At 72.9% G+C, this 19,268-nt stretch carries 15 protein-coding genes and 2 riboswitches; of the genes, 2 read left to right on the top strand and 13 right to left on the bottom strand.

The window, feature by feature from the left end:
• Positions 1 to 215: 215 nt before the first annotated feature.
• From ACZ58V_RS07855 to ACZ58V_RS07835, 5 genes are all read right to left on the bottom strand, one after another.
• Positions 216 to 863 (bottom strand): dihydrofolate reductase family protein, encoded by a 648-nt coding sequence (locus tag ACZ58V_RS07855; RefSeq protein WP_471288932.1) that lies wholly within the window; start codon positions 861 to 863, stop codon positions 216 to 218.
• 133 nt (positions 864 to 996) lie between these two features.
• Entirely contained in the window at positions 997 to 1,329 is a 333-nt protein-coding gene (locus ACZ58V_RS07850; protein WP_468185660.1) for an STAS domain-containing protein, read from the bottom strand.
• Positions 1,326 to 2,648, bottom strand: a complete 1,323-nt coding sequence (locus tag ACZ58V_RS07845) for a PP2C family protein-serine/threonine phosphatase (protein WP_471288931.1) — start codon at positions 2,646 to 2,648, stop codon at positions 1,326 to 1,328. The genes ACZ58V_RS07850 and ACZ58V_RS07845 overlap by 4 nt, the downstream gene beginning before the upstream one ends.
• The gene (locus tag ACZ58V_RS07840; protein WP_471288929.1) at positions 2,648 to 3,451 is read right to left on the bottom strand and encodes an alpha/beta fold hydrolase; all 804 of its coding nucleotides are present in this window, start codon (positions 3,449 to 3,451) and stop codon (positions 2,648 to 2,650) included. The genes ACZ58V_RS07845 and ACZ58V_RS07840 overlap by 1 nt, the downstream gene beginning before the upstream one ends.
• Before the next feature lie 180 nt (positions 3,452 to 3,631).
• A complete protein-coding gene (locus ACZ58V_RS07835; RefSeq protein ID WP_468185667.1) occupies positions 3,632 to 4,645 on the bottom strand; it encodes a LacI family DNA-binding transcriptional regulator in 1,014 nt (337 codons plus the stop codon).
• A 44-nt stretch (positions 4,646 to 4,689) separates the two neighbouring features.
• Here ACZ58V_RS07835 and ACZ58V_RS07830 point away from each other — a divergent pair, with 44 nt between their 5' ends.
• Positions 4,690 to 6,573 (top strand): glycoside hydrolase family 2 protein, encoded by a 1,884-nt coding sequence (locus ACZ58V_RS07830; RefSeq protein WP_468185670.1) that lies wholly within the window; start codon positions 4,690 to 4,692, stop codon positions 6,571 to 6,573.
• A gap of 117 nt (positions 6,574 to 6,690) precedes the next feature.
• Positions 6,691 to 8,484, top strand: coding sequence for an FAD-binding dehydrogenase (locus ACZ58V_RS07825; RefSeq protein ID WP_471288927.1), 1,794 nt, complete (start codon positions 6,691 to 6,693; stop codon positions 8,482 to 8,484).
• Positions 8,485 to 8,698: 214 nt separating this feature from the next.
• On the opposite strand, the gene metE is transcribed toward ACZ58V_RS07825, so the two are convergent.
• From metE to ACZ58V_RS07785, 8 genes are all read right to left on the bottom strand, one after another.
• The gene (metE, locus tag ACZ58V_RS07820; protein WP_471288925.1) at positions 8,699 to 11,026 is read right to left on the bottom strand and encodes a 5-methyltetrahydropteroyltriglutamate--homocysteine S-methyltransferase; all 2,328 of its coding nucleotides are present in this window, start codon (positions 11,024 to 11,026) and stop codon (positions 8,699 to 8,701) included.
• Between the two features lie 166 nt (positions 11,027 to 11,192).
• A riboswitch (cobalamin riboswitch) is annotated at positions 11,193 to 11,412 on the bottom strand.
• Positions 11,413 to 11,439: 27 nt separating this feature from the next.
• Positions 11,440 to 12,291 (bottom strand): energy-coupling factor ABC transporter ATP-binding protein, encoded by an 852-nt coding sequence (locus ACZ58V_RS07815; protein WP_468185678.1) that lies wholly within the window; start codon positions 12,289 to 12,291, stop codon positions 11,440 to 11,442.
• Positions 12,288 to 13,037 carry a cobalt ECF transporter T component CbiQ gene (gene cbiQ, locus ACZ58V_RS07810; RefSeq protein WP_468185681.1) on the bottom strand — a complete coding sequence of 250 codons (750 nt, stop codon included), beginning with the start codon at positions 13,035 to 13,037 and terminating at the stop codon, positions 12,288 to 12,290. The genes ACZ58V_RS07815 and cbiQ overlap by 4 nt, the downstream gene beginning before the upstream one ends.
• 3 nt (positions 13,038 to 13,040) lie before the next feature.
• Positions 13,041 to 13,385: an energy-coupling factor ABC transporter substrate-binding protein gene (locus tag ACZ58V_RS07805; RefSeq protein WP_468185684.1), complete on the bottom strand. Its 345-nt coding sequence runs from the start codon at positions 13,383 to 13,385 to the stop codon at positions 13,041 to 13,043.
• Positions 13,382 to 14,083, bottom strand: coding sequence for an energy-coupling factor ABC transporter permease (locus tag ACZ58V_RS07800; protein ID WP_193481353.1), 702 nt, complete (start codon positions 14,081 to 14,083; stop codon positions 13,382 to 13,384). Before ACZ58V_RS07800 ends, ACZ58V_RS07805 begins: the two co-directional genes overlap by 4 nt.
• Before the next feature lie 30 nt (positions 14,084 to 14,113).
• A riboswitch (cobalamin riboswitch) is annotated at positions 14,114 to 14,298 on the bottom strand.
• A gap of 78 nt (positions 14,299 to 14,376) precedes the next feature.
• Positions 14,377 to 15,804: a serine/threonine-protein kinase gene (locus tag ACZ58V_RS07795; RefSeq protein ID WP_471288924.1), complete on the bottom strand. Its 1,428-nt coding sequence runs from the start codon at positions 15,802 to 15,804 to the stop codon at positions 14,377 to 14,379.
• Between the two features lie 261 nt (positions 15,805 to 16,065).
• Positions 16,066 to 17,364, bottom strand: a complete 1,299-nt coding sequence (locus tag ACZ58V_RS07790; RefSeq protein ID WP_471288923.1) for an MDR family MFS transporter — start codon at positions 17,362 to 17,364, stop codon at positions 16,066 to 16,068.
• Positions 17,361 to 19,166 (bottom strand): ABC transporter permease subunit, encoded by a 1,806-nt coding sequence (locus tag ACZ58V_RS07785; RefSeq protein ID WP_471289924.1) that lies wholly within the window; start codon positions 19,164 to 19,166, stop codon positions 17,361 to 17,363. Before ACZ58V_RS07785 ends, ACZ58V_RS07790 begins: the two co-directional genes overlap by 4 nt.
• Positions 19,167 to 19,268: the final 102 nt, after the last annotated feature.

Below are 19,268 nucleotides of genomic sequence, written 5' to 3'. Positions count from 1 at the left end.
GACTCCCCGACACGCGCGGCGACCTCCTCCTCGGAGGGCCACAGGTCCTCGAGGTGGACGGGACGCCCGTCGGGGGCGGTGCCCAGGGGCGTTCGGTCGAAGTCGTGCGGGACCGAGCCCGCCAGGGCGTAGGCGACGACCTGGGGAGGGGAGGCCAGGGTACGACAGGGAGATCCTCGGATTGACCCGGTCGCAGCGGGCCGCCCACGGGAAGCTCAGAGACCCGTACGGGTGAACGTCACATGGGTGACTCCGCCGGGCGAGGAGGTGGCCTCGACCTCGTAGTCCTTCTCCAGGTCCTCCAGTCCGTCCCAGTGGCGTACGCCGCGGCCGAGCAGGATCGGGACCACTGTGACGTGCAGGTGGTCGATGAGCCGTGCGGCGAGGAAGTCGCGGATCACGGTGGGGCCCCCGCCGATGCGTACGTCCTGGCCGCCCGCGGCCTCGCGGGCCGTCTGGAGCGCCTCGGCGGGCGGAACGTCGAGGAAGTGGAACGTCGTGCCGCCCTCCATCTCGATCGACGGGCGCGGGTGATGGGTGAGGACGAAGGCCGGTGTGTGGAACGGCGGGTTGGGCCCCCACCACCCCTTCCAGTCCGGGTCCTCGTGCCATCCGGGGTAGCCGAACTTCCCGGCGCCCATGATCTCGGCGCCGATCCCGGGCGTGAACTGCCGCGCGAAGGCGTCGTCGAGGCCGCCGCTCCCGCCGGGTCGGCCGGTCATCTCGTGCCAGAACCGGGTGGCGAACATCCACTCGTGCAGCCTCTCACCGGCATGGCCGAACGGCGCCTCACGGCTCAGACCCTCACCGGTCGCGAAGCCGTCGAGTGAAAGGGAGAAGTTGTGCACGCGAGCGAGTGGCATGGCAGGCGACTCCTGTCCTTGGCTTCTCAAGACGTCCCGTGCTTCGCAAGACGTCCCGCCCGTCCCGCCCCATTCTTCCCGGACATCGGCGACCACCGCAGAGCCGGAGCGGCGCGCGCCGTCCGCACCCAGGTCATGACGCGGGGCTGCCGTCCTGGCGCAGAGTGAAGACCCGGTCGAGACCCACGAGGGTGAGGACCCGCAGCAGGTTCGCCGGTACGCCGGCCAGGACGATGTCGGCATCGGCGGCCAGGGCGTGCTGGCGGGCGGCGAGCAGGGCGGTGATGCCGGTGGAGTCGCAGAACGCGAGGCCGGAGAGGTCGAGGACCAGGCACTGCCCCGGGGTCAGGGTCACCTGGTCGACCTGGCGGCGCAGTTCGGGGGCCTGGGCGTAGTCCAGGTCGCCGGCCACGTCCAGAACGGGGCCGGTCGCGGTGTCGCGGTAATCGATGGTCAGCGTCTTCATGAGGGGAAACCCGTTGCGGGGCGTATGAGGGAGGAGTCGGCGGGGACGCCGAGGGCGAGCAGGGCGGTGTCGTCGTCGAGTCCGTCGCCGAAGCTGTCCAGCAGCCCGGTGAGTGCGGTGATCACCTCGCCCGGGGCGGCGGGAGCGAGGTCGGTGCCGAAGGCCAGCAGGGCGTCCTCGCCGTACAGGTCGTCGCGGCCGGGGCCGGTGCGGGCCTCGGTGAGTCCGTCGGTGTACAGCACGATCGTGTCGCCGGCGGCCAGGACCGTCTCCACGGTGCTGATCGGTGCGTCGGGCAGCACGCCGACGAGCAGGCCGCCGGGGGTGTGCAGGAACTCGGCGCCACCGTCGGACCGCAGGACGAGCGCCGGCGGGTGACCGCCGGAGGCGAGGCGCACGACCGTCGGACCGTGCTCCCCGCCGGGCTCGACGATCCCGAAGACACAGGTGCAGTAGCGGGGGTCGCCGCCGGCCGTGTACCGCTCGTGCAGGACGGCGTTCAGCGTGGCCAGGGCCGCGGCCGGATCGGGGTCGTGGTGTGCGGCGGCCCGGAGGGCGTAGCGGGTCAGCGAGGTGAGGGAGGCGGCCTCGGGGCCCTTGCCGCACACGTCGCCGAGGAAGAACGCCCACCGGTCGCCGGCGACGGGGAACAGGTCGTAGAAGTCGCCGCCGAGCTGGTCCGGAGCGGCCGTGTGGTAGTGGACGGCCGTCTCGAGACCCGGCACGGCGGGCAGCGAGTCCGGCACGAGGGACCGCTGCAGCACGGCCAGCGCGTCGGCCAGCCGGGCCCGGTCGGCCTCGGCCTGCCGCCGGGCCTCGTCCGCCTCGGCGCGGGCCCGCTCGGCTTCCTTGCGGCGGCGCAGGAGTTCCGTTTCGTAGGACCGGCGGTCGGAGGCGTCGAAGACGGTGACCCGGATCAGCAGGGGTTCGCCCTCGGTGCCGTACTTGACCACGGCGGAGACCAGCACCGGCAGCCGGCCGCCGCCCCGGCGCCTCAGGTCCAGGGCGATGCCGCGCAGCTCGCCCTGCATGCGCAAGAGCGGCGCGAAGTGCGTCTCGTGGTACAGCTTCCCGCCGACGGTGAGCAGATCCGTGAAGCGCTTGTGGCCCACCACGGCCTCACGCTCCAGACCGAGCCACTCCAGCAGCGTGGTGTTGATCTTGGCGATGGTGCCGTCCATCAGCGTGGACAGATAGCCGCACGGTGCCGACTCGTACAGGTCCTCCGCGCTGTCCTCCAGCAGCGCGGTGAACGCCGCGTCCGTGCCTGCCGTGCCTCCGGTCCCGGCCGGCTCGGGCGCGCCGTTCGCGCGGCACATCACTTCAGGGACTCCAGGAAGTCGAGGATCGCCTCGGCGGTGGCTTCCGGAGCGCTCAGCTGCGGACAGTGCCCGGTGGCGTCGAGGGTGACCAGACGGGAGGAGGGGATCGTCGTGTGCACATAGGCGCCGACCTCGCGGGGCGCGATGGCGTCCTGCTCGCACTCCAGTACCAGGGTCGGTATGGACACGCCCTTGAGGTCCTCGCGGCTGTCGGTCAGGAAGGTCGTGCGGGCGAAGACCCGGGCGATGTCGGGGTCGGTGGCGCAGAAGCTGTTGGTCAGCTCCTGGCCCAGCTCCGGCCGCTCCGGATTCCCCATGATCACCGGGGCCATCGCGGACGACCAGCCCAGGTAGTTCGCCTCCAGGGAGTCCAGCAGCTCGTCGATGTCCTCGGTGCTGAAGCCGCCGCGGTACCCCTCGTCGTCGATGTAGCGGGGCGAGGGCGTCACCATCACGAGCGCCCCGATCCGCTCCGGCGCGGCCTGCGCCGCCAGCACCCCGACCATGGAGCTGACCGAGTGCCCCACGAACACCGCCTGGCGAAGGTCCAGCTCCTCGCACACGTCGACGATGTCGGCGGCGTAGCCGTGCAGCGAGGAGTACCGCTCCTCGCTCCAGGCCGACAGATCCGACCCGCCGGAACCCACGTAGTCGAACAGCACCACCCGGTACCGCTCCGCCAGAGCCGGCACCACCAGGCGCCACATGTTCTGGTCGCAGCCGAACCCGTGTGCCAGGACCAGCACCGGCGCGTCGTCTCGGCCGATGATGTTCACGTTGTTCCTGCGGCGGATGTCCATGTCGCCATGCTCCCACCTTGACCAGCACGGTTCGACGGCGGGCCGGGCAGCGCCATGGTCGTCTTCGCCGGGCGTGGACGCCGTCGGATGCCGTGACCGGGCCGGCATCGGCCATCCGAAGGGGTGATGCGGCCGGTTGGGCGTGTCTTGCCCGGGCGTGGAAGGCCGACCTTCCTCGCCTCAGCCCCCCGAGCTCTCCCGCAGGATGAGCCGGTGCCCGGCCACATGGTCGCCGGGCGGCGCGGTGTCCGGGGCGTCGATCCGGGCCAGCAGCTGGGCGACGGCGGCCCGGGCGATCTCCTGCTTGTCGGGGGCGACGGTCGTCAGGGTGGGGACGCTGAAGCGGGAGGCCTCGATGTCGTCGAAGCCGACCACGTCGAGCTCGCCCGGCACGGAGCGGCCCAGCTCGTGCAGGGCCCGCAGCGCGCCCAGGGCGAGATGGTCGTTCAGGCACAGCAGCGCGTCCGGGCGGGGATCGCGATCCATCAGCGCGACGGCGGCCCGTGCGCCGTCCTGCCAGTGATAGGCGTCCACCCGCACCACCAGGCCGGACTCGAAGGGCAGCCCCGCCGCTTCGAGGGCCTCGCGGTAGCCGTCGGTGCGCAGCCGGTCGGTGCCCTGGCGGCCGTGCGGGGCGCCGCCGACCACCGCGATGCGCCGGCGGCCCCGGGACAGGAGATGCTCGGTGGCCTCGCGCGCCGCGCGCACGTTGTCGATGCCGACATGGTCGGTGCCGCCCTCGGCGGAACGTTCGCCGAGCAGGACCACGGGCAGGCGCCGGTCGCGGACGGCGAGATCGCGCGGCTGCAGGGACAGCGGACTGAGGATGACGCCGTCGGAGAACTGCGCGTCGAAACCGTGCAGTGCCGCCAGCTCCCGCTCGCGCACCGCACCGGTCTGGTGCAGCAGCACGGTGTGCCCGCGCCGGTCCGCCTCGGCCATGACGTGCTTGGCCAGCTCGGCGAAGTAGGCGACGTCCAGCTCCGGGACCGCCAGGGTGATCATGCCGGTGCGGCCCTGGCGCAGTTGCCGCCCGGCGATGTTGACGCGGTAGCCCAGGGCCTCGATGGCCTCCTGGACGGCGGCGCGGGTCCGCTCCGAGACATGCTCGAAGTTGTTGATCACGTTGGAGACGGTCTTGGGGGAGACGCCGGCGTACTCCGCCACGTCCTTGATCCTGGGTCTGGCCGCCACGCTGTCCCGTCCTTCCGACTGCCGAGATCGTACCGACTGCGCTCATGAGCCGTCCGACGGGTTTACATCGATGTAAACCCATCAACGGCGCGTGGCAGTTCGAGATCGACCGGTCGGACAGCGGCCTGGAACGCGGACTGGCGGCGCGCGAACTGACCGGCACGATCGTCGTCCCGTTCTGCCCGGAGTCGGAGCTCTCCGGGGTCGGGGACACGGACTTCATGGAAGCGGTCTGGTACCGGCGGACCGTGACCGTGCCCGCGGACTGGGCCGGTTCCCGGGTGCTGCTGCACTTCGGGGCCGTGGACCACGACACCACCGTCTGGGCCGGCGGCCGAGAAGTCGCCCGGCACCGCGGCGGCTTCACGCCGTTCACCGCCGACCTCGGCGAAGTCGCCGTCCCTGGCGAGGAACTGACCATCGTCGTACGAGCCCGGGACAGCCGCCACGGCGTCCAGGCGCGCGGCAAGCAGGCGACCTGGTACGCCAACTCCCACTGCCACTACACCCGGACGACCGGCATCTGGCAGACCGTGTGGCTGGAGCCGGTCCCGCGCACCGTCGCCCTCCGGCGCCCCCGCATCACGCCCGACCTGGCCTCGGGCTCCTTCTACCTGGAACTCCCGCTCTCCGCCAACGCGCCCGGCCACCGCGTCCGTGTCACGCTCGCCGACGGCCACGGGGACGTCGTCGCCGCCGAGACACGCGCCGACCTCGACCTGTGCCCCCGGCTCGTCCTGCCCGTGCCCGCCGACCGTCTGCGCGTGTGGTCACCGCGGGACCCGCACCTGTACGACCTGACCCTGGAGGTGCTCGACGCGTCCGGCGCGGTCGTCGACACGGCACACTCCTACGCCGGTCTGCGCTCGGTCGCCGTCCACGGCAAGCGGCTGCTGCTCAACGGCGAACCCGTCTTCCAGCGGCTCGTCCTCGACCAGGGCTACTACCGGGACGGCCTGATGACCGCCCCGACCGACGCCGACCTCGTCCGGGACATCGAACTGGGCCTGCGGGCGGGCTTCAACGGCGCCCGTCTGCACCAGAAGGTCTTCGAGGAGCGCTACCTCCACCACGCCGACCGGCTCGGCTATCTGGTCTGGGGCGAGTTCGGCGACTGGGGCTGCGAGACCGGCGCACGCGACGACAACCAGCGCCCCGACGCCTCCTACGTCACCCAGTGGCTGGAGGCCCTGGAGCGCGACCACTCCCACCCCTCGATCGTCGGCTGGTGCCCGCTGAACGAGACGTACCAGCCGCTGCACGACCGCGTCACCGGGCTCGACGACGTCACCCGGGCGATGTTCCTGGCCACCAAGCAGGCCGACCCCACCCGCCCGGTGATCGACGCGTCCGGCTACGCCCACCGGGTGCCGGAGACCGACGTCTACGACTCGCACTGCTACGAGCAGGACCCCGACGCCTTCGCCAAGACGATGGAGGGTCTGGCGCAGGACCGGCCGTACGTCAACCAGGCGCCGGACGGACGGCCGTGGTCGGTGCCCTACCGTGGACAGCCGTACTTCTGCAGCGAGTTCGGCGGTATCTGGTGGGACCCGGACGCGGCGGCCGGCACGGATGGCGACGACCAGGACACCTCCTGGGGCTACGGGCAACGGCCGCGCAGTGCCGAGGAGTTCATCGCGCGCTTCACCGGCCTGACCGGCGTACTGCTCCACGACCCGGACATGTTCGGCTACTGCTACACCCAGCTCACCGACGTCTTCCAGGAACGCAACGGCGTCTACCGCTTCGACCGCTCCGAGAAGGTCGACACCACACTCCTGCGCGACGCCCAGGCCCGCCCGTCCGCCTTCGAGGACACGCCACGGCATCCACCTCGGCACCGTGGTGGGGTGCGTCGCGGGCGGACAAACGCATTTCGGGCGGCCGGGTACGCCTCCTTGCCAACTCCCGAACCGTGCCCTTGAGTTCATCGGCGCAGGGCTCTGGCGGCCTCCAGAACTCCTGGGCTACCGTCGGTAACACCCCTTGGTTGTCACAGGGGCCTCTCCCGACCCCTGCGCACCTCCTCCGGAAGGCGGCCCATGGAACACCCGTCAGAACCCGCCGCGTTCACCCGCCGCCGTGCCCTGACCGTGGCGGGCGGTGTGCTCGCCGGTGCCGCGCTCGCGCAGGCGACGTTCCCGGCCTTCGCGGCCGGCGCCGGATCGTCGGACGCGGACGCCATCGTCATCGGCCACGGCCTCGCCGGGCTCGTCGCCACCGCCGAACTGGCCGCCGCCGGACGCAAGGTGCTGCTGCTCGACCAGGAGCCGGAGGCCAGCCTGGGCGGGCAGGCCTTCTGGTCCTTCGGCGGGCTGTTCTTCGTCGACTCCCCCGAGCAGCGCCTGATGGGCATCAAGGACTCGCAGGAACTGGCCTGGCAGGACTGGCTGGGCACGGCCGGCTTCGACCGCGGCATCACCGACCCGTCGGGCCAGGACCACTGGGCTCACAAGTGGGCCGAGGCGTACGTGGACTTCGCCTCGGGGGAGAAGCACTCCTGGCTCGCGGGGCTCGGTATGCAGTGGTTCCCGATCGTCGGCTGGGCCGAGCGCGGCGGCGGCCTCGCGGACGGGCACGGCAACTCCGTACCCCGCTTCCACGTCACCTGGGGCACCGGTCCTGCCGTGGTCGAGCCCTTCGAGAAGAAGGTGCGCGCGGCCGTGGAGGACGGCAAGGTGACGTTCAGGTTCCGCCACCGGGTGGACGACCTGATCGTCACGAACGGCGCCGTCACCGGGGTACGCGGAAAGGTCCTGGAGCCCAGCAGCGCGGCACGCGGCAAGCCCAGCTCCCGCAAGGTCGTCGGCGACTTCGAACTGAGCGCCCCCGTCGTGATCGTCACCTCGGGCGGCATCGGCGCCAACCACGACCTCGTCCGGCAGAACTGGCCCGCGCGCCTCGGTACGCCCCCGAAGTCCATGATCACGGGTGTGCCCGCGCACGTGGACGGCCGGATGCTCGCGATCACCGAGAAGGCGGGCGGACGGATCGTCAACCCCGACCGCATGTGGCACTACACCGAGGGCCTGAAGAACTACGACCCGATCTGGCCCGACCACGGCATCCGCATCCTGCCCGGCCCGTCCTCCATGTGGTTCGACGCCACGGGCAAGCGCTTCTCCAGCCCCGACATCCCGGGCTACGACACACTCCACACCCTCAAGTCGATCACCGACACCGGATACGACTACTCCTGGTTCGTCACGACCCAGAAGATCATCGCCAAGGAGTTCGCGCTCTCCGGCTCGGAGCAGAACCCGGACCTCACCGAGAAGAACGTCTGGAAGCTGCTGTCGCGCATCTGGCAGACCCCCGAGCCGATCGAGCGGTTCAAGGAGAAGGGCGAGGACTTCGTCGTCGCCACGACCCTGCCCGAACTCGTCGCCGGCATGAACAAACTGACGGGGGACGACCTGATCGACCTGGCCGGTCTGCAGCGGCAGATCGAGGCCCGCGACCGCGAGATCGCCAACCCGTACACCAAGGACGCCCAGGTCATGGGCATCCGCAACGCCCTCGCCTACCCCGGCGACACCCTCAGCCGCACCGCCTCCGCCCACCGGATCCTGGACGCCGGCGCGGGCCCGCTGATCGCCGTACGCCTCAACATCCTCACCCGCAAGACCCTCGGCGGCCTGCAGACCGACCTCGCCGGCCGCGTCCTGAACGCCTCCGGCAAGCCGATCAACGGTCTGTACGCGGCCGGCGAGGTCGCAGGCTTCGGCGGAGGCGGCGTCCACGGCTACCGCTCCCTCGAAGGCACCTTCCTCGGCGGCTGCCTCTTCTCGGGCCGAGCGGCGGGCCGGGCGGCGGCGGCCGCGACCGCGAGCTGAACGGCTCGGCGGACCTGAGGCGGCGGCCGGGCGGCCGTACACGGCGCTCGCCTGCCGTCCGCCGTGCCTGAAGCGCCCGGCGGCACCAGGTCCGGCGAGCGGGCCGGCGCCGAAGCAACTGCCGCCGCAGGCTCCTACGGCCCCGGCCGGGGGCGAGCCCGTGTGCGGGCCCGCCCCCGGCCCCTTGCTTCAGGACGTCACACCGGCCGGTCCCTCACCGCCCCGGTGTCTGACCGAGTTCGGCCCGGACGGTCCGGGCCGCCGTGACCAGGTTCTCCAGGGAGGCGCGGGTTTCGGTCCAGCCGCGTGTCTTCAGGCCGCAGTCGGGGTTGACCCACAGCCGTTCGGCGGGGATGGCCTTCAGGCCGGTGCGCAGCAGGTCGGCCGCCTCCTCCGCACCGGGAACCCGCGGGGAGTGGATGTCGTAGACACCCGGCCCCGCCTCGCGCGGATAGCCGTGCGAGGCGAGCTCGTGGGCGACCTGCATATGAGAGCGGGCGGCCTCCAGGCTGATGACGTCCGCGTCGAGGTCGTCGATGGCCTGCACGATGTCGCCGAACTCGGCGTAGCACATGTGCGTGTGGATCTGCGTGTCCGGCCGCACGCCGCCCGTGCTGAGCCGGAAGGCCTCCGTGGCCCACCCCAGATACTCCGGCCGGTCGGCGGCACGCAGCGGCAGGGTCTCGCGCAGGGCGGGCTCGTCGACCTGGATGACCGACGTCCCGGCCGCCTCCAGGTCCCTCACCTCGTCGCGCAGGGCGAGGGCGACCTGCCGGGCCGTCTCGGCACGCGGCTGGTCGTCACGGACGAAGGACCAGGCGAGCATGGTGACCGGGCCGGTGAGCATGCCCTTGACCGGACGGTCCGTGAGGGACTGCGCGTACGTCGTCCAGCGCACGGTCATCGGCTCGGGCCGGGAGATGTCGCCGGCCAGGATCGGCGGACGGACGTAGCGGGTGCCGTAGGACTGGACCCAGCCGTGCTGCGTGGCGAGACAGCCGGTGAGCTGCTCCGCGAAGTACTGGACCATGTCGTTGCGTTCGGCCTCGCCGTGCACCAGTACATCCAGTCCGGCCTTCTCCTGGAAGGAGATCACCTCCTGGATCTCGGCCTTGATGCGCTCCTCGTAGCCGGCCGTGCCGATACGGCCCGCGCGCAGGTCCGCCCGGGCGGTACGTACCTCACCGGTCTGCGGGAAGGAGCCGATCGTGGTGGTCGGCAGCAGGGGCAGCCCGAGCCGGGCGCGCTGGGCGGCGGTCCGCTCGGCGTACGGCAGCGAGCGGCGGGCGTCCGCCTCGGACACCGCGGCCGTGCGGGCACGGACGGCCGGGTCACGGGTGATCGGGGAGTTCGCCCGGGAGAACAGGTCCGCCCGGTTCGCGGCGAGTTGCGCGCCGATCGTGTCCGTGCCCCGCGCGAGACCGCGCGCGAGGGTGACGATCTCGGCGGTCTTCTGCTGAGCGAAGGCGAGCCAGCGCAGGACCTGTGGCTCGATGTCCCGCTCCGCCCCCGTGTCCAGCGGCACGTGCAGGAGGGAGCAGGAGGCCGAGACGTCGACCCGGTCGGCGAGGCCCAGGAGCGTGCCGAGCCGGGAGAGCGAGGCCGCCAGGTCATTGATCCAGATGTTGCGGCCGTTGACGACACCGGCGACCAGCCGCTTGCCCGGCAGACCGCCGACCGCGGCCAGATCGTCCAGGTTGGCCGCCGCCGACTCCGTGAAGTCCACCGCGAGTCCCTCGACCGGCGCCTTCGCCAGCACCGGCAGGGCGTTCCCGAGCCGGTCGAAGTACGAGGCGACCAGCAGTTTCGACCGGTCGGTGAGGGCTCCGAGGTCGCGATAGGCGCGCTCGGCGGCGTTCAGCTCGGCCGGGGTCCGGTCCTGGACCAGGGCCGGCTCGTCCAGCTGGACCCACTCGGCGCCCGCCGCGCGCAGGTCGGCGAGGACCTCGGAGTACACGGGCAGCAGCCGGTCCAGGAGCGTGAGCGGCTCGAAGTCCGCGGGCACCCCCGGAGCGGGCTTGGCGAGGAGCAGATACGTGACGGGGCCGACGAGGACGGGGCGCGCGGTGTGGCCGAGCGCCAGCGCTTCGCGCAGCTCGGCGACCTGCTGGGACGAGTCGGCGGTGAACACCGTGTCCGGACCCAGCTCGGGCACCAGGTAGTGGTAGTTCGTGTCGAACCACTTGGTCATCTCCAGCGGCGCCACGTCCTGCGTGCCACGCGCCATGGCGAAGTAGCCGTCCAGGGCGTCCGCCTCGACGGCGTCCCGGTGGCGGCCGGGGATCGCGCCGACCATGACGGTGGTGTCCAGGACGTGGTCGTAGAGCGAGAAGTCGCCCGTCGGGACCTCGTCGATGCCGGCGTCGGCCAGCTGCCGCCAGTTCGAGGCACGCAGGTCGGCGGCGGTGGCCCGGAGGGCGTCGGCGGTGACGCGGCCCTTCCAGTAGCCCTCGATCGCCTTCTTCAGCTCCCGGTTCCGTCCCTGGCGGGGGTAGCCGTACACGGTGGCCCGTGCTGCCGCGGCTGCGGGCTTGGTGGTCACGGAGATCTCCTTCGCGAGACGAATCCCTGAGATCCCGGCGACGGGACGAGAGCGCGAAGGGGTGACGAACCGGACGGAGACGACCTCGCGCGACACAGCGCGGACGTCCGCCTGGTAGGTACGCCGACCCGCCCTCGAGGTCACCGGAATGTCCGCGCACGGATCGTCCGCGCGCGGGCAGTTGGCAGGTCTTCGGACTCGCGGGCACGTCTCACCGTGTGAGAACACCTACTGGCCGTCGCTTCCCGGGCCCCTCGTGGGCCCAGTGCGTATGACGGCGGTCGTTCCCGCTCACCGCTGCGGGGCAGTCCCGGATTCCCACCGGGTTCCCTCTTGCGACGCATCCCGCCTGGCGGACGGGGCGAACCAGCTGCACCGCCAGCCTATACACGGGAAGGCCGCGGAAGCGACCCTCAGCCGCCGCTCACCGGCCGCCCCGCCGCCAGCGCGGCCAGCTCGTCCGGGGTGCGCGGGCCGGGCGCCGAACCGGTCAACAGCCCTTGCGCGCGCAGAAGGTCCGCGGCGGCGGCACCCCACGGCAACCGCAGTCCCGCCTGCCGGAGGAGGTCGGTCCGGGCCAGTGCCGTCGGCGCCGGAGCGAGGTGCACACCGTCCGGGGTGAGGAGCGCCGCGTCGTCGGCCCAGCGCAGGGCGAGATCGACGTCGTGAGTGGCCATCACCACCGTGGTGCCGTTCGCACGCAGCCCGTCGAGCGTGGCCAGGAGCCGTTCCTGGCCGTCGGGGTCGAGTCCGGCCGTCGGCTCGTCGAGGACCAGGACACGCGGCCGCATGGCGACCGCGCCCGCGATGGCGGTCCGCTTGCGCTGCCCGTAGGAGAGCAGATGGGTGGGCCGGTCGGCCAGGGCGGTGATGTCCAGGGCGGCGAGCGCCTCCGCCACCCGCGCCCTTACCTCCGTATCGGACAGCCCGAGGTTCAGCGGCCCGAACGACACGTCCTGCTCGACGGACGCCGCGAACAGCTGGTCGTCCGGGTCCTGGACCACGAGCTGGACGGTCGTCCGCAGCCGGGTCAGGCCCTTGCGGTCGTACGTCACCGGCTGCCCGTCGACCGTCAACCGCCCCTCGTGCGGCCGCAGCCCGCCGCTGAGCAGCCGCATCAGCGTGGTCTTGCCGCTGCCGTTGCGGCCGAGCAGCGCGAGCGCGCGCCCCTCGCGGATCTCGAAGTCGAGGCCGCTGAGCACGGCCGGGCCGTCCTCGTAGGCGAAGGACGCGCCCCGCAGGGCGACGAGGGCGGGCTCGCTCATGTCAGCGGCCTTTCCAGTACGAAGGTGAGGACGGCCAGTGCCGCGAGGAGCGCACAACTGGCGACCGTGAAGCGGACGGAGACGCGGGCCTCGGGCACCAGGACCCGCAGGGTCCCGTCGTAGCCGCGCCCGGCGAGCCCGGCCTGGAGGCGGGCCGCCCGGTCGAAGGCCCGGACGAACGCGGTGGCGCCGAGTCCGCCCAGCGAACGCCAGGCGGCGGCCCGCGTGGTGTGCCCGAGCCGGGCGGCCTGCGCGTCGCGGATCCGGCGCACGGAGTCCAGCAGCAGAAAGCTCATGCGGTACGTCACGAGCGCGACATCGACGACCGGCGCCGGGACGCCGGCCCGGACCAGGCGCGGCAGCAGATCGGACATGGGTGTGGTGAAGGCGAACAGCAGCACCCCCAGGGAGGCCGCCGAGGTGCGCAGCAGCAACTCCCCGGCCCGCAGGGGCCCGTCGTCCGCGAGGGAGACGAAGCCCTCCGGCCCGCCGACCTGCACGAGCAGCGTGACCGCGCCGGTCACGCAGAAGCCCAGCGGCACGCGGTAGGCCCGCCACAGCCGGCGGCCGGGCACCCCGGCCGGCCCCAACAGCACGGACACGGCTGTCACGAGCACCAGGGCCGCGCCCGGCCAGGGCGGCAGCGAGATGGCCAGCACGGTGAGTCCCAGACCGAGCACGGCCTTGTCCACGGGATGGCGGCGGCGCCAGCGACTGCTGTGCGCCGCCGCGTCGATCGGCAGCACGGCTCAGGCCCTTTCGGCCGTGGACTCCTCGGCATCGCGCTCCCGCGCCTGCCGCTCACCCTGCCGCCGGCCCCGGCGCAGACCGAAGTAGTAGGCGAGGACACCGGCGCCGAGCGCGGCCTGGAGGGAGAACAGGGCCGACTCGATCTCACCGGACGGCGGTTCGTACAGCGGCGAGAACCAGGGCTTGTAGTCCGGCTCGATCTCGGTGATCGCCGTCTCCGCCTCACCGTCGGCGCCCGTGAACGGCTCCTCCTTGTGGTCGCCGAGGCCGAGCGCGAGCGGCAGTACGGCGAGCGCTACCACCGCGAGCAGCAGCAGGAGGTTGATCTTCGTGTTCTTCTTCATCGGGCCGCCGCCTCGGTCTCGGTCACGGACTGCTTCTTGGCGAGGAGTACGCCCAGCCGGGTCAGTTCGCCCTTGCTGGACTGCACCAGCAGCCGCATCACGAGCACCGTCAGCAGCCCCTCGCTGACCGCGAGCGGGATCTGGGTGACGGCGAAGATGGTGCCGAACTTTCCGAGCGCGCCCACGAATCCGCTGCCCGGGTCGGGGAAGGCGAGCGCCAGCTGCACGCTGGTGACGCAGTACGTGGACAGGTCGGCGAAGAACGCCCCGAAGAAGACCGCGACCATCAGCGGCACGTCGTACCGCCGCAGCAGTTTGTACACGGCGTATCCGGCCCAGGGCCCGACGATCGCCATGGAGAACACGTTGGCGCCGAGCGTGGTCAGACCGCCGTGTGCGAGCAGCAGCGCCTGGAAGAGCAGGGTGATGGTGCCCAGCACCGCCATGATGGGTGGCCGGAAGAGGATGGCTCCCAGGCCCGTTCCGGTGGGGTGGGAGCAACTGCCGGTGACCGACGGCAGTTTCAGAGCGGACAGGACGAACGTGAAGGCACCGGAGGCACCGAGGAGCAGGGTGCTCTCTGGGTGCTCGCGCACTTCACGGGTGAGCGACCGGACCCCGTGGACGACGAACGGCGCCGACGCGACGCCCCAGGCGACCGCGTGTGCCGGCGGCAGAAATCCCTCGGCTATGTGCATGGCTCAGCAGACCCTCTCCAGCACCTCGTGGATGGTTGACGCGCCTTGGCCGGTCTCCTGGCTTACGGGTACCACCGCCCGTACTCCGCCTTCCCGGGTCACAAGGACCCAGTGGCTGCCCGTGAGGGCCGGAGCCGGACTTCCCGATTCACAGTGGCGAGGGCCGCACCGGCATCACACCGGCTTTCCCGTTCACCAAGGCGTGGTGACAGTAATGCCGAGATAAGGACGATGACAAGCCACCCGAGGGGGCGCGCGAGGGGGCGACCGCTCGCACACCGGCGCAGGGCCGCTCAGTCGTCGCCCCCGTCGTCATCGTCGTCGCCGTTCTCCCAGGTCTGACGGGGCTTCTCCTGCTGGGGTTTGTCCGCCATTCGCGGCGGGTCGGCCGTCTCCTGCGCCGGAGTCGTGGGGCTGGGCGTCTCTTCGACGGGGGTCGGGGGAGGAGGCGCGGTGGTGGACGGGGTGATATCGGCCACTGTGCCGACGGCCGGAGCAGTGGCGTCCGGAGCCGTGTCCGCCCCCGGAGCGGAGGAAAGGGGCGAGGCGGAGCCGGCGGACGGCGTGGCGGCGGGGCTGCTCGCGGAGGGGGACGCGTCGGGTTCCGTGCCCTGCGTCGCGGTGTCGTCGGGCGAGAACCACAGCATGCCGGCGAGCATCGCGGCGGCGAAGAGCGCCGCCGCGGCGACCGTCGCCGCCGCTCTGCGCCGGTTGTCGTTGCCGCCCCGGGGTGCGGCGCGACGCGAACGACCGGCCTGGGGCGTGCGGCCGGTGCGCAGACCCGGGGCGCCGGGCAGCGCGTACGTGGCCGGGTCGCGGGTCTCGGTGGCCGGATACGGCCTCGGCGTGGCGGACGTCACCGGGGGCGCGGCCTCCGGCAGCGGCTCGGGCAGTCCTCGCCAGGCACCGCCGGCGAACCACTCGGCGGTCCGCTGGGCGGTGGGCCGGTCCTCGGGCTGCTTGGCGAGCAGGCCGAGCAGGTAGTTCTCGAAGGCCGGCGGGAGTCCGGCGACACCGAGCTCGCGGGGCGGTACGGGTGCGGAATCGAGGTGCTGGTGGAGGAGCGCGACGGCGGTGTCGGCCTGGAACGGCGGCCGTCCGCTGAGGAGTTGGTAGAGCAGACACCCCAGGGAGTACATGTCGGAGGCGGGACCGGCGGGCTGGCCCAGGGCGCGTTCGGGCGCGAGGTAGAGGCCGGTACCGACGATCTGGCCGGTGGCGGTGAGCGCGGCGCCGGGATCGTCGAGGAAGCGGGCGATGCCGAAGTCGCCGATCTTCAGGGTGCCGTGGGCGTCCAGCAGGAGGTTGGCGGGTTTGACGTCACGGTGGACGATGCCCTGCGCGTGTGCGGCGGCGAGCCCGGCGGCGGCCTGCGCGGCGAGATCGGCCACCCGCTCGGCGGGAAGCGCGCCGGAGACGGCCAGCACCCCGGCGAGGCTGTCTCCTTCGACCAGTTCCATCACCAGGTACAGCCGGTTGTCGTACTCGCCGAAGTCCAGGACACCGACCAGATTGGGGTGGTTGAGACGCCCGGCGGTCTGGGCCTCCAGACGGAACCGTGAGGCCGCCGTGACGTCGGTGTCCTGGGGCAGCAGCAGCTTGACGGCCACCGCTCTGGCGAGCGTCTCGTCGTACGCGCGCCAGACCTCTCCCATTCCACCGCGCCCGATCTCAACATCCAGCCGGTAGCGGCCCGCTAGCAGCACTCGTCCTCGTCTCATGCGTGGGGGAAGGTACGTCGCCGCATGCCGAACTCCCCGTTTTGACGCGGGGGTTGGTGGGGAACATCGCAGCCGACCCAGGATACTGGCGCCGCGTGGCCAATGATCTCCGCAGCGGGGGAGAGGGACGGTACGGTCCCGGAAATCCGGGAGCGGAGGAGTCGCCCGGCTGGGTGACGGTGCGGTGCGCGCGGTTGCCGGGGGTGTCCTTCGCGCGCCTCGGGGCGCCGGGGTCGTCTTCTGGTGCCCGGGTGTGCCGGATCAGGCCGTCTCGTCCGCCCCCTCTGCCCGCTCCTCCCGGCGCGGCAGCAGAGCCACCGTCAGGGCCGGTACGGCCGCGAGGACCAGCCAGGGCACGGCGGCCGGGAGGCCGAGGTCGAGCAGGGAGCCGGTGGCCGCGCTGCCGGCCAGGACGATCAGTCCGGAGACGGAGGACAGCGCGCCCATGTAGAGGCCGATCCGGCCCTCCTCGGCCAGGTCGGGCACCCAGGCGCGGGCGGCGGGCACGACCAGCATCTGTCCCACGGTGAGCAGCACGACGAAGCCCGCGGCGGGCAGCAGTCCGGTGACTCCCGTCCAGCCGGCGGGGCGCGCCGCGGCCACCACCGCGAAACCGGCCGCGATCAGCAGCAGCCCGGCCGTCATGGAGCGGCGCAGGTCCAGCCGGTCGCCCGCCCAGCGGGTCACCGGCAGCTGGGTGAACACCACCAGCACCGAGGACAGGGCGAACAGCCAGGACAGCGGCGCCTGGGAGCCCGCCGCGCGCTGCACCTCGTCCGGCAGGGCCAGATACAGCTGGTTGTAGGCGAGCAGGTACGAGCCGTACGCCCCGCACAGGGCCAGGAAGCGGCGGTTGCGCAGCAGCACGCGCGCCCCGCCCCCCTCCCGGGTACGGACCCGGCCCGGGATGTGCTGCGGCATCAGCCACAGATGCCCGGCCAGGACGAGCACGAAGACCGCCGCACCGGCGAGGCACGCGGTGCGGAAGTCGACGGCGAGCAGCAACCCGCCGAGCAGCGGTCCGACGAAGGCCCCGGCCTGGCCCGCGACGCTGAACAGGGCCAGGAGACGCGTGCGCGAGCCGTGTCCCTCCTCCTCCCAGACCACCGCCTGGCGGGCCACCTCGGACTCCACGGCGGGAGAGAACAGCGCCGCGGCGAAACCGATCACCAGGACGGCGCCGATCACGGCCCAGCTCGCCTCCGCGTACCCGAGCCACGCGAACCCGGCGATCCGCAGCACACAGCCGGCCAGCACGACCGGCCGCACCCCGAACCGGTCGACGAGCCAGCCGCCGACCACGAACAGCCCCTGCTGGCTGAAGGTGCGCAGCCCGAGCACGAATCCGACCAGCCAGCCCGCCATGCCGATCGCGGTGCCGAGATGCTCGGCGAGGAACGGCAGGACCGCGTAGAAGCCGACGTTGAAGGCGAGCTGGGTCAGGATCAGCAGCCGCAGCAGCGGCGACAGCTCCGTCCAGAGCCGCCAGGCGCTCTCGCGCGGGGTCTTGGACGTACGGGCGGCCCGGCGGGCCAGCACGCGGGAGATGAGGTCGGTCATCGTTCTTCTGCCGGTGAGGTGGACGTGGACACAGAGGCCAGGAAGGCGCCGGGGCTGTTCCGCTGCCGCTGCGGGGGCATGGCCCGTTCCCCGGGCGGCCCGGCCGGGCCCTCGGGCTTCCTGCGCCGCCGGGGCAGCCGTACGCCGTCCGCGGCCGTCACCGCGAGCGCCCCGAGCAGGGCGAGTACGGCGGCGGGGAAGAGGACGGCCCACGGGGCGCGCTCGGCGTACGGCTGGTTCTCGGCGAGCAGCAGGCCCCACTCGGGGGACGGCGGCTGGGCGCCCAGGCCGAGGAAGCCGAGCGCGGCGAGGCTCAGCGCGATGCCGGGCAGCCGGAGCAGGGCGTGCCGGGCCACCGGCGACAGCACGGCCGGCAGCAGTTCGTGCCAGAGCAGGTACCAGCGGCCGGCGCCCAGCGCGCGGGTCGCGGCCAGGTGGGTGGTCGCGCGTTCCTGCCGCAGCAGGGAGGACGTGTGGGCGGCCAGCGGGGACCAGGCCACGACGCTCACGGCGAACGCCGGCGTCCAGGGCCCGCTGCCCGCGATGCCGGCGACGAGGAGTCCGGCCAGGACGGGCGGCACGGCGGCGACGGTGTCGACCAGCGGCCCCGACAGCCTCGGCAGCAGGCCCAGCAGCAGCCCGGCGACGAGGGCGGCGGCGCTCACCGCGAGGGCGATGCCGAGGGTGGTCAGCGCGCCGTGGGAGACCCGGGCCAGGACGTCCCGGCCCAGCGCGTCCGTCCCGAACGGGTGCGCCAGGGAGGGGGGCCGCAGCCTGGCGAGGGTGTCCAGGGCGAGCGCGTCGCGGGGCAGGCCGAACCCGATGACGACGGCGAGCAGTGCCCCGTAGAGCAGGGGCAGGGCGCGGGGCGCGGACGGGCCGGGCCGGTGCAGGGAGTGCAGGGCGCCGTCGCGCAGCGCGGGCCCGATGAGCAGCCGGGCCGACAGCCGGGCGAGGACCCCGGCGAGGGCCGCGACCAGGACGAGGGCGAGGGTGCCGGTCTGCAGGACGGGCAGGTCCTGGGCGAGGGCGGCGTGCAGGGTGAGCCGGCCCAGGCCCGGGATGTCGAAGATCTGCTCTACGGCGACCGAGCCGCCCGTCAGGCCGACCACGAACAGGCCCAGATTGGGCAGCAGTCCGGGCACGCAGCGGCGCACCGCCTGCCGTGCCACGGACCTCGGCGGGACGCCGCGTGCCGCGGCCGCCAGGGCCCACGGTTCGGCGAACGCGCCGGGCAGCAGGTCGTCCAGCATCCGTCCGAGGATCGCCCCGGCGGGCAGACCGAGGGCCAGCGACGGCAGCACCATCCACTGCGGCCCGTACCAGCCGAGGGCGGGCAGCCAGCCCAGCTGGACGCCGATCACCGAGGCCAGCACGGAGGCGACGAGGAACTCGGGCAGCGCGGCCGGCACCGCCGACGCCGTGCCGCCGGGGCCGCGTGCGGCGAGTCGCCCCCGCGAGCCGACCCGGAGTGTGCGGGCGCACACCGCCGCCACGGTGCCCGCCGCGACCACGAGCGCCCCGGACATCAGCAGCAGCGACGCGCCGAGCGCCTGCACCACGCCGGGCAGCACCTGGCCGCCGGACACCCACGACGTGCCCGCGTCCCCGTGCAGCAGCCCGCCCAGCCAGCGGCCGAGCAGTGCCGGCGGGCCGTCGTCCAGGCCGAGCTGGTCGCGGATGGCGCGCAGGGTCTCGGGCGTCGGATCGCGGTCCGCCGAGCGAGCCTTGAGCACGGTCAGCGCCGGGTCGGTGCGCGACAGCCACGGCAGCAGCCCGATCGCGCTCACCAGGGCGGTCATGAGCACGGCCCGCCACAGCAGCGTCGGGGCGCCGCCCCGAGCGAGGACGCGCAGGGCGGCGAGGCCCTTGGCCAGGGGTGAGGTCGAGGTGTTCAGCGTCGT

This window comes from Streptomyces sp. NPDC040589, from assembly GCF_055594445.1.
The sequence above is the reverse complement of the archived record's forward strand: the minus strand, read 5'-3'. Positions and strand labels throughout refer to the sequence as shown.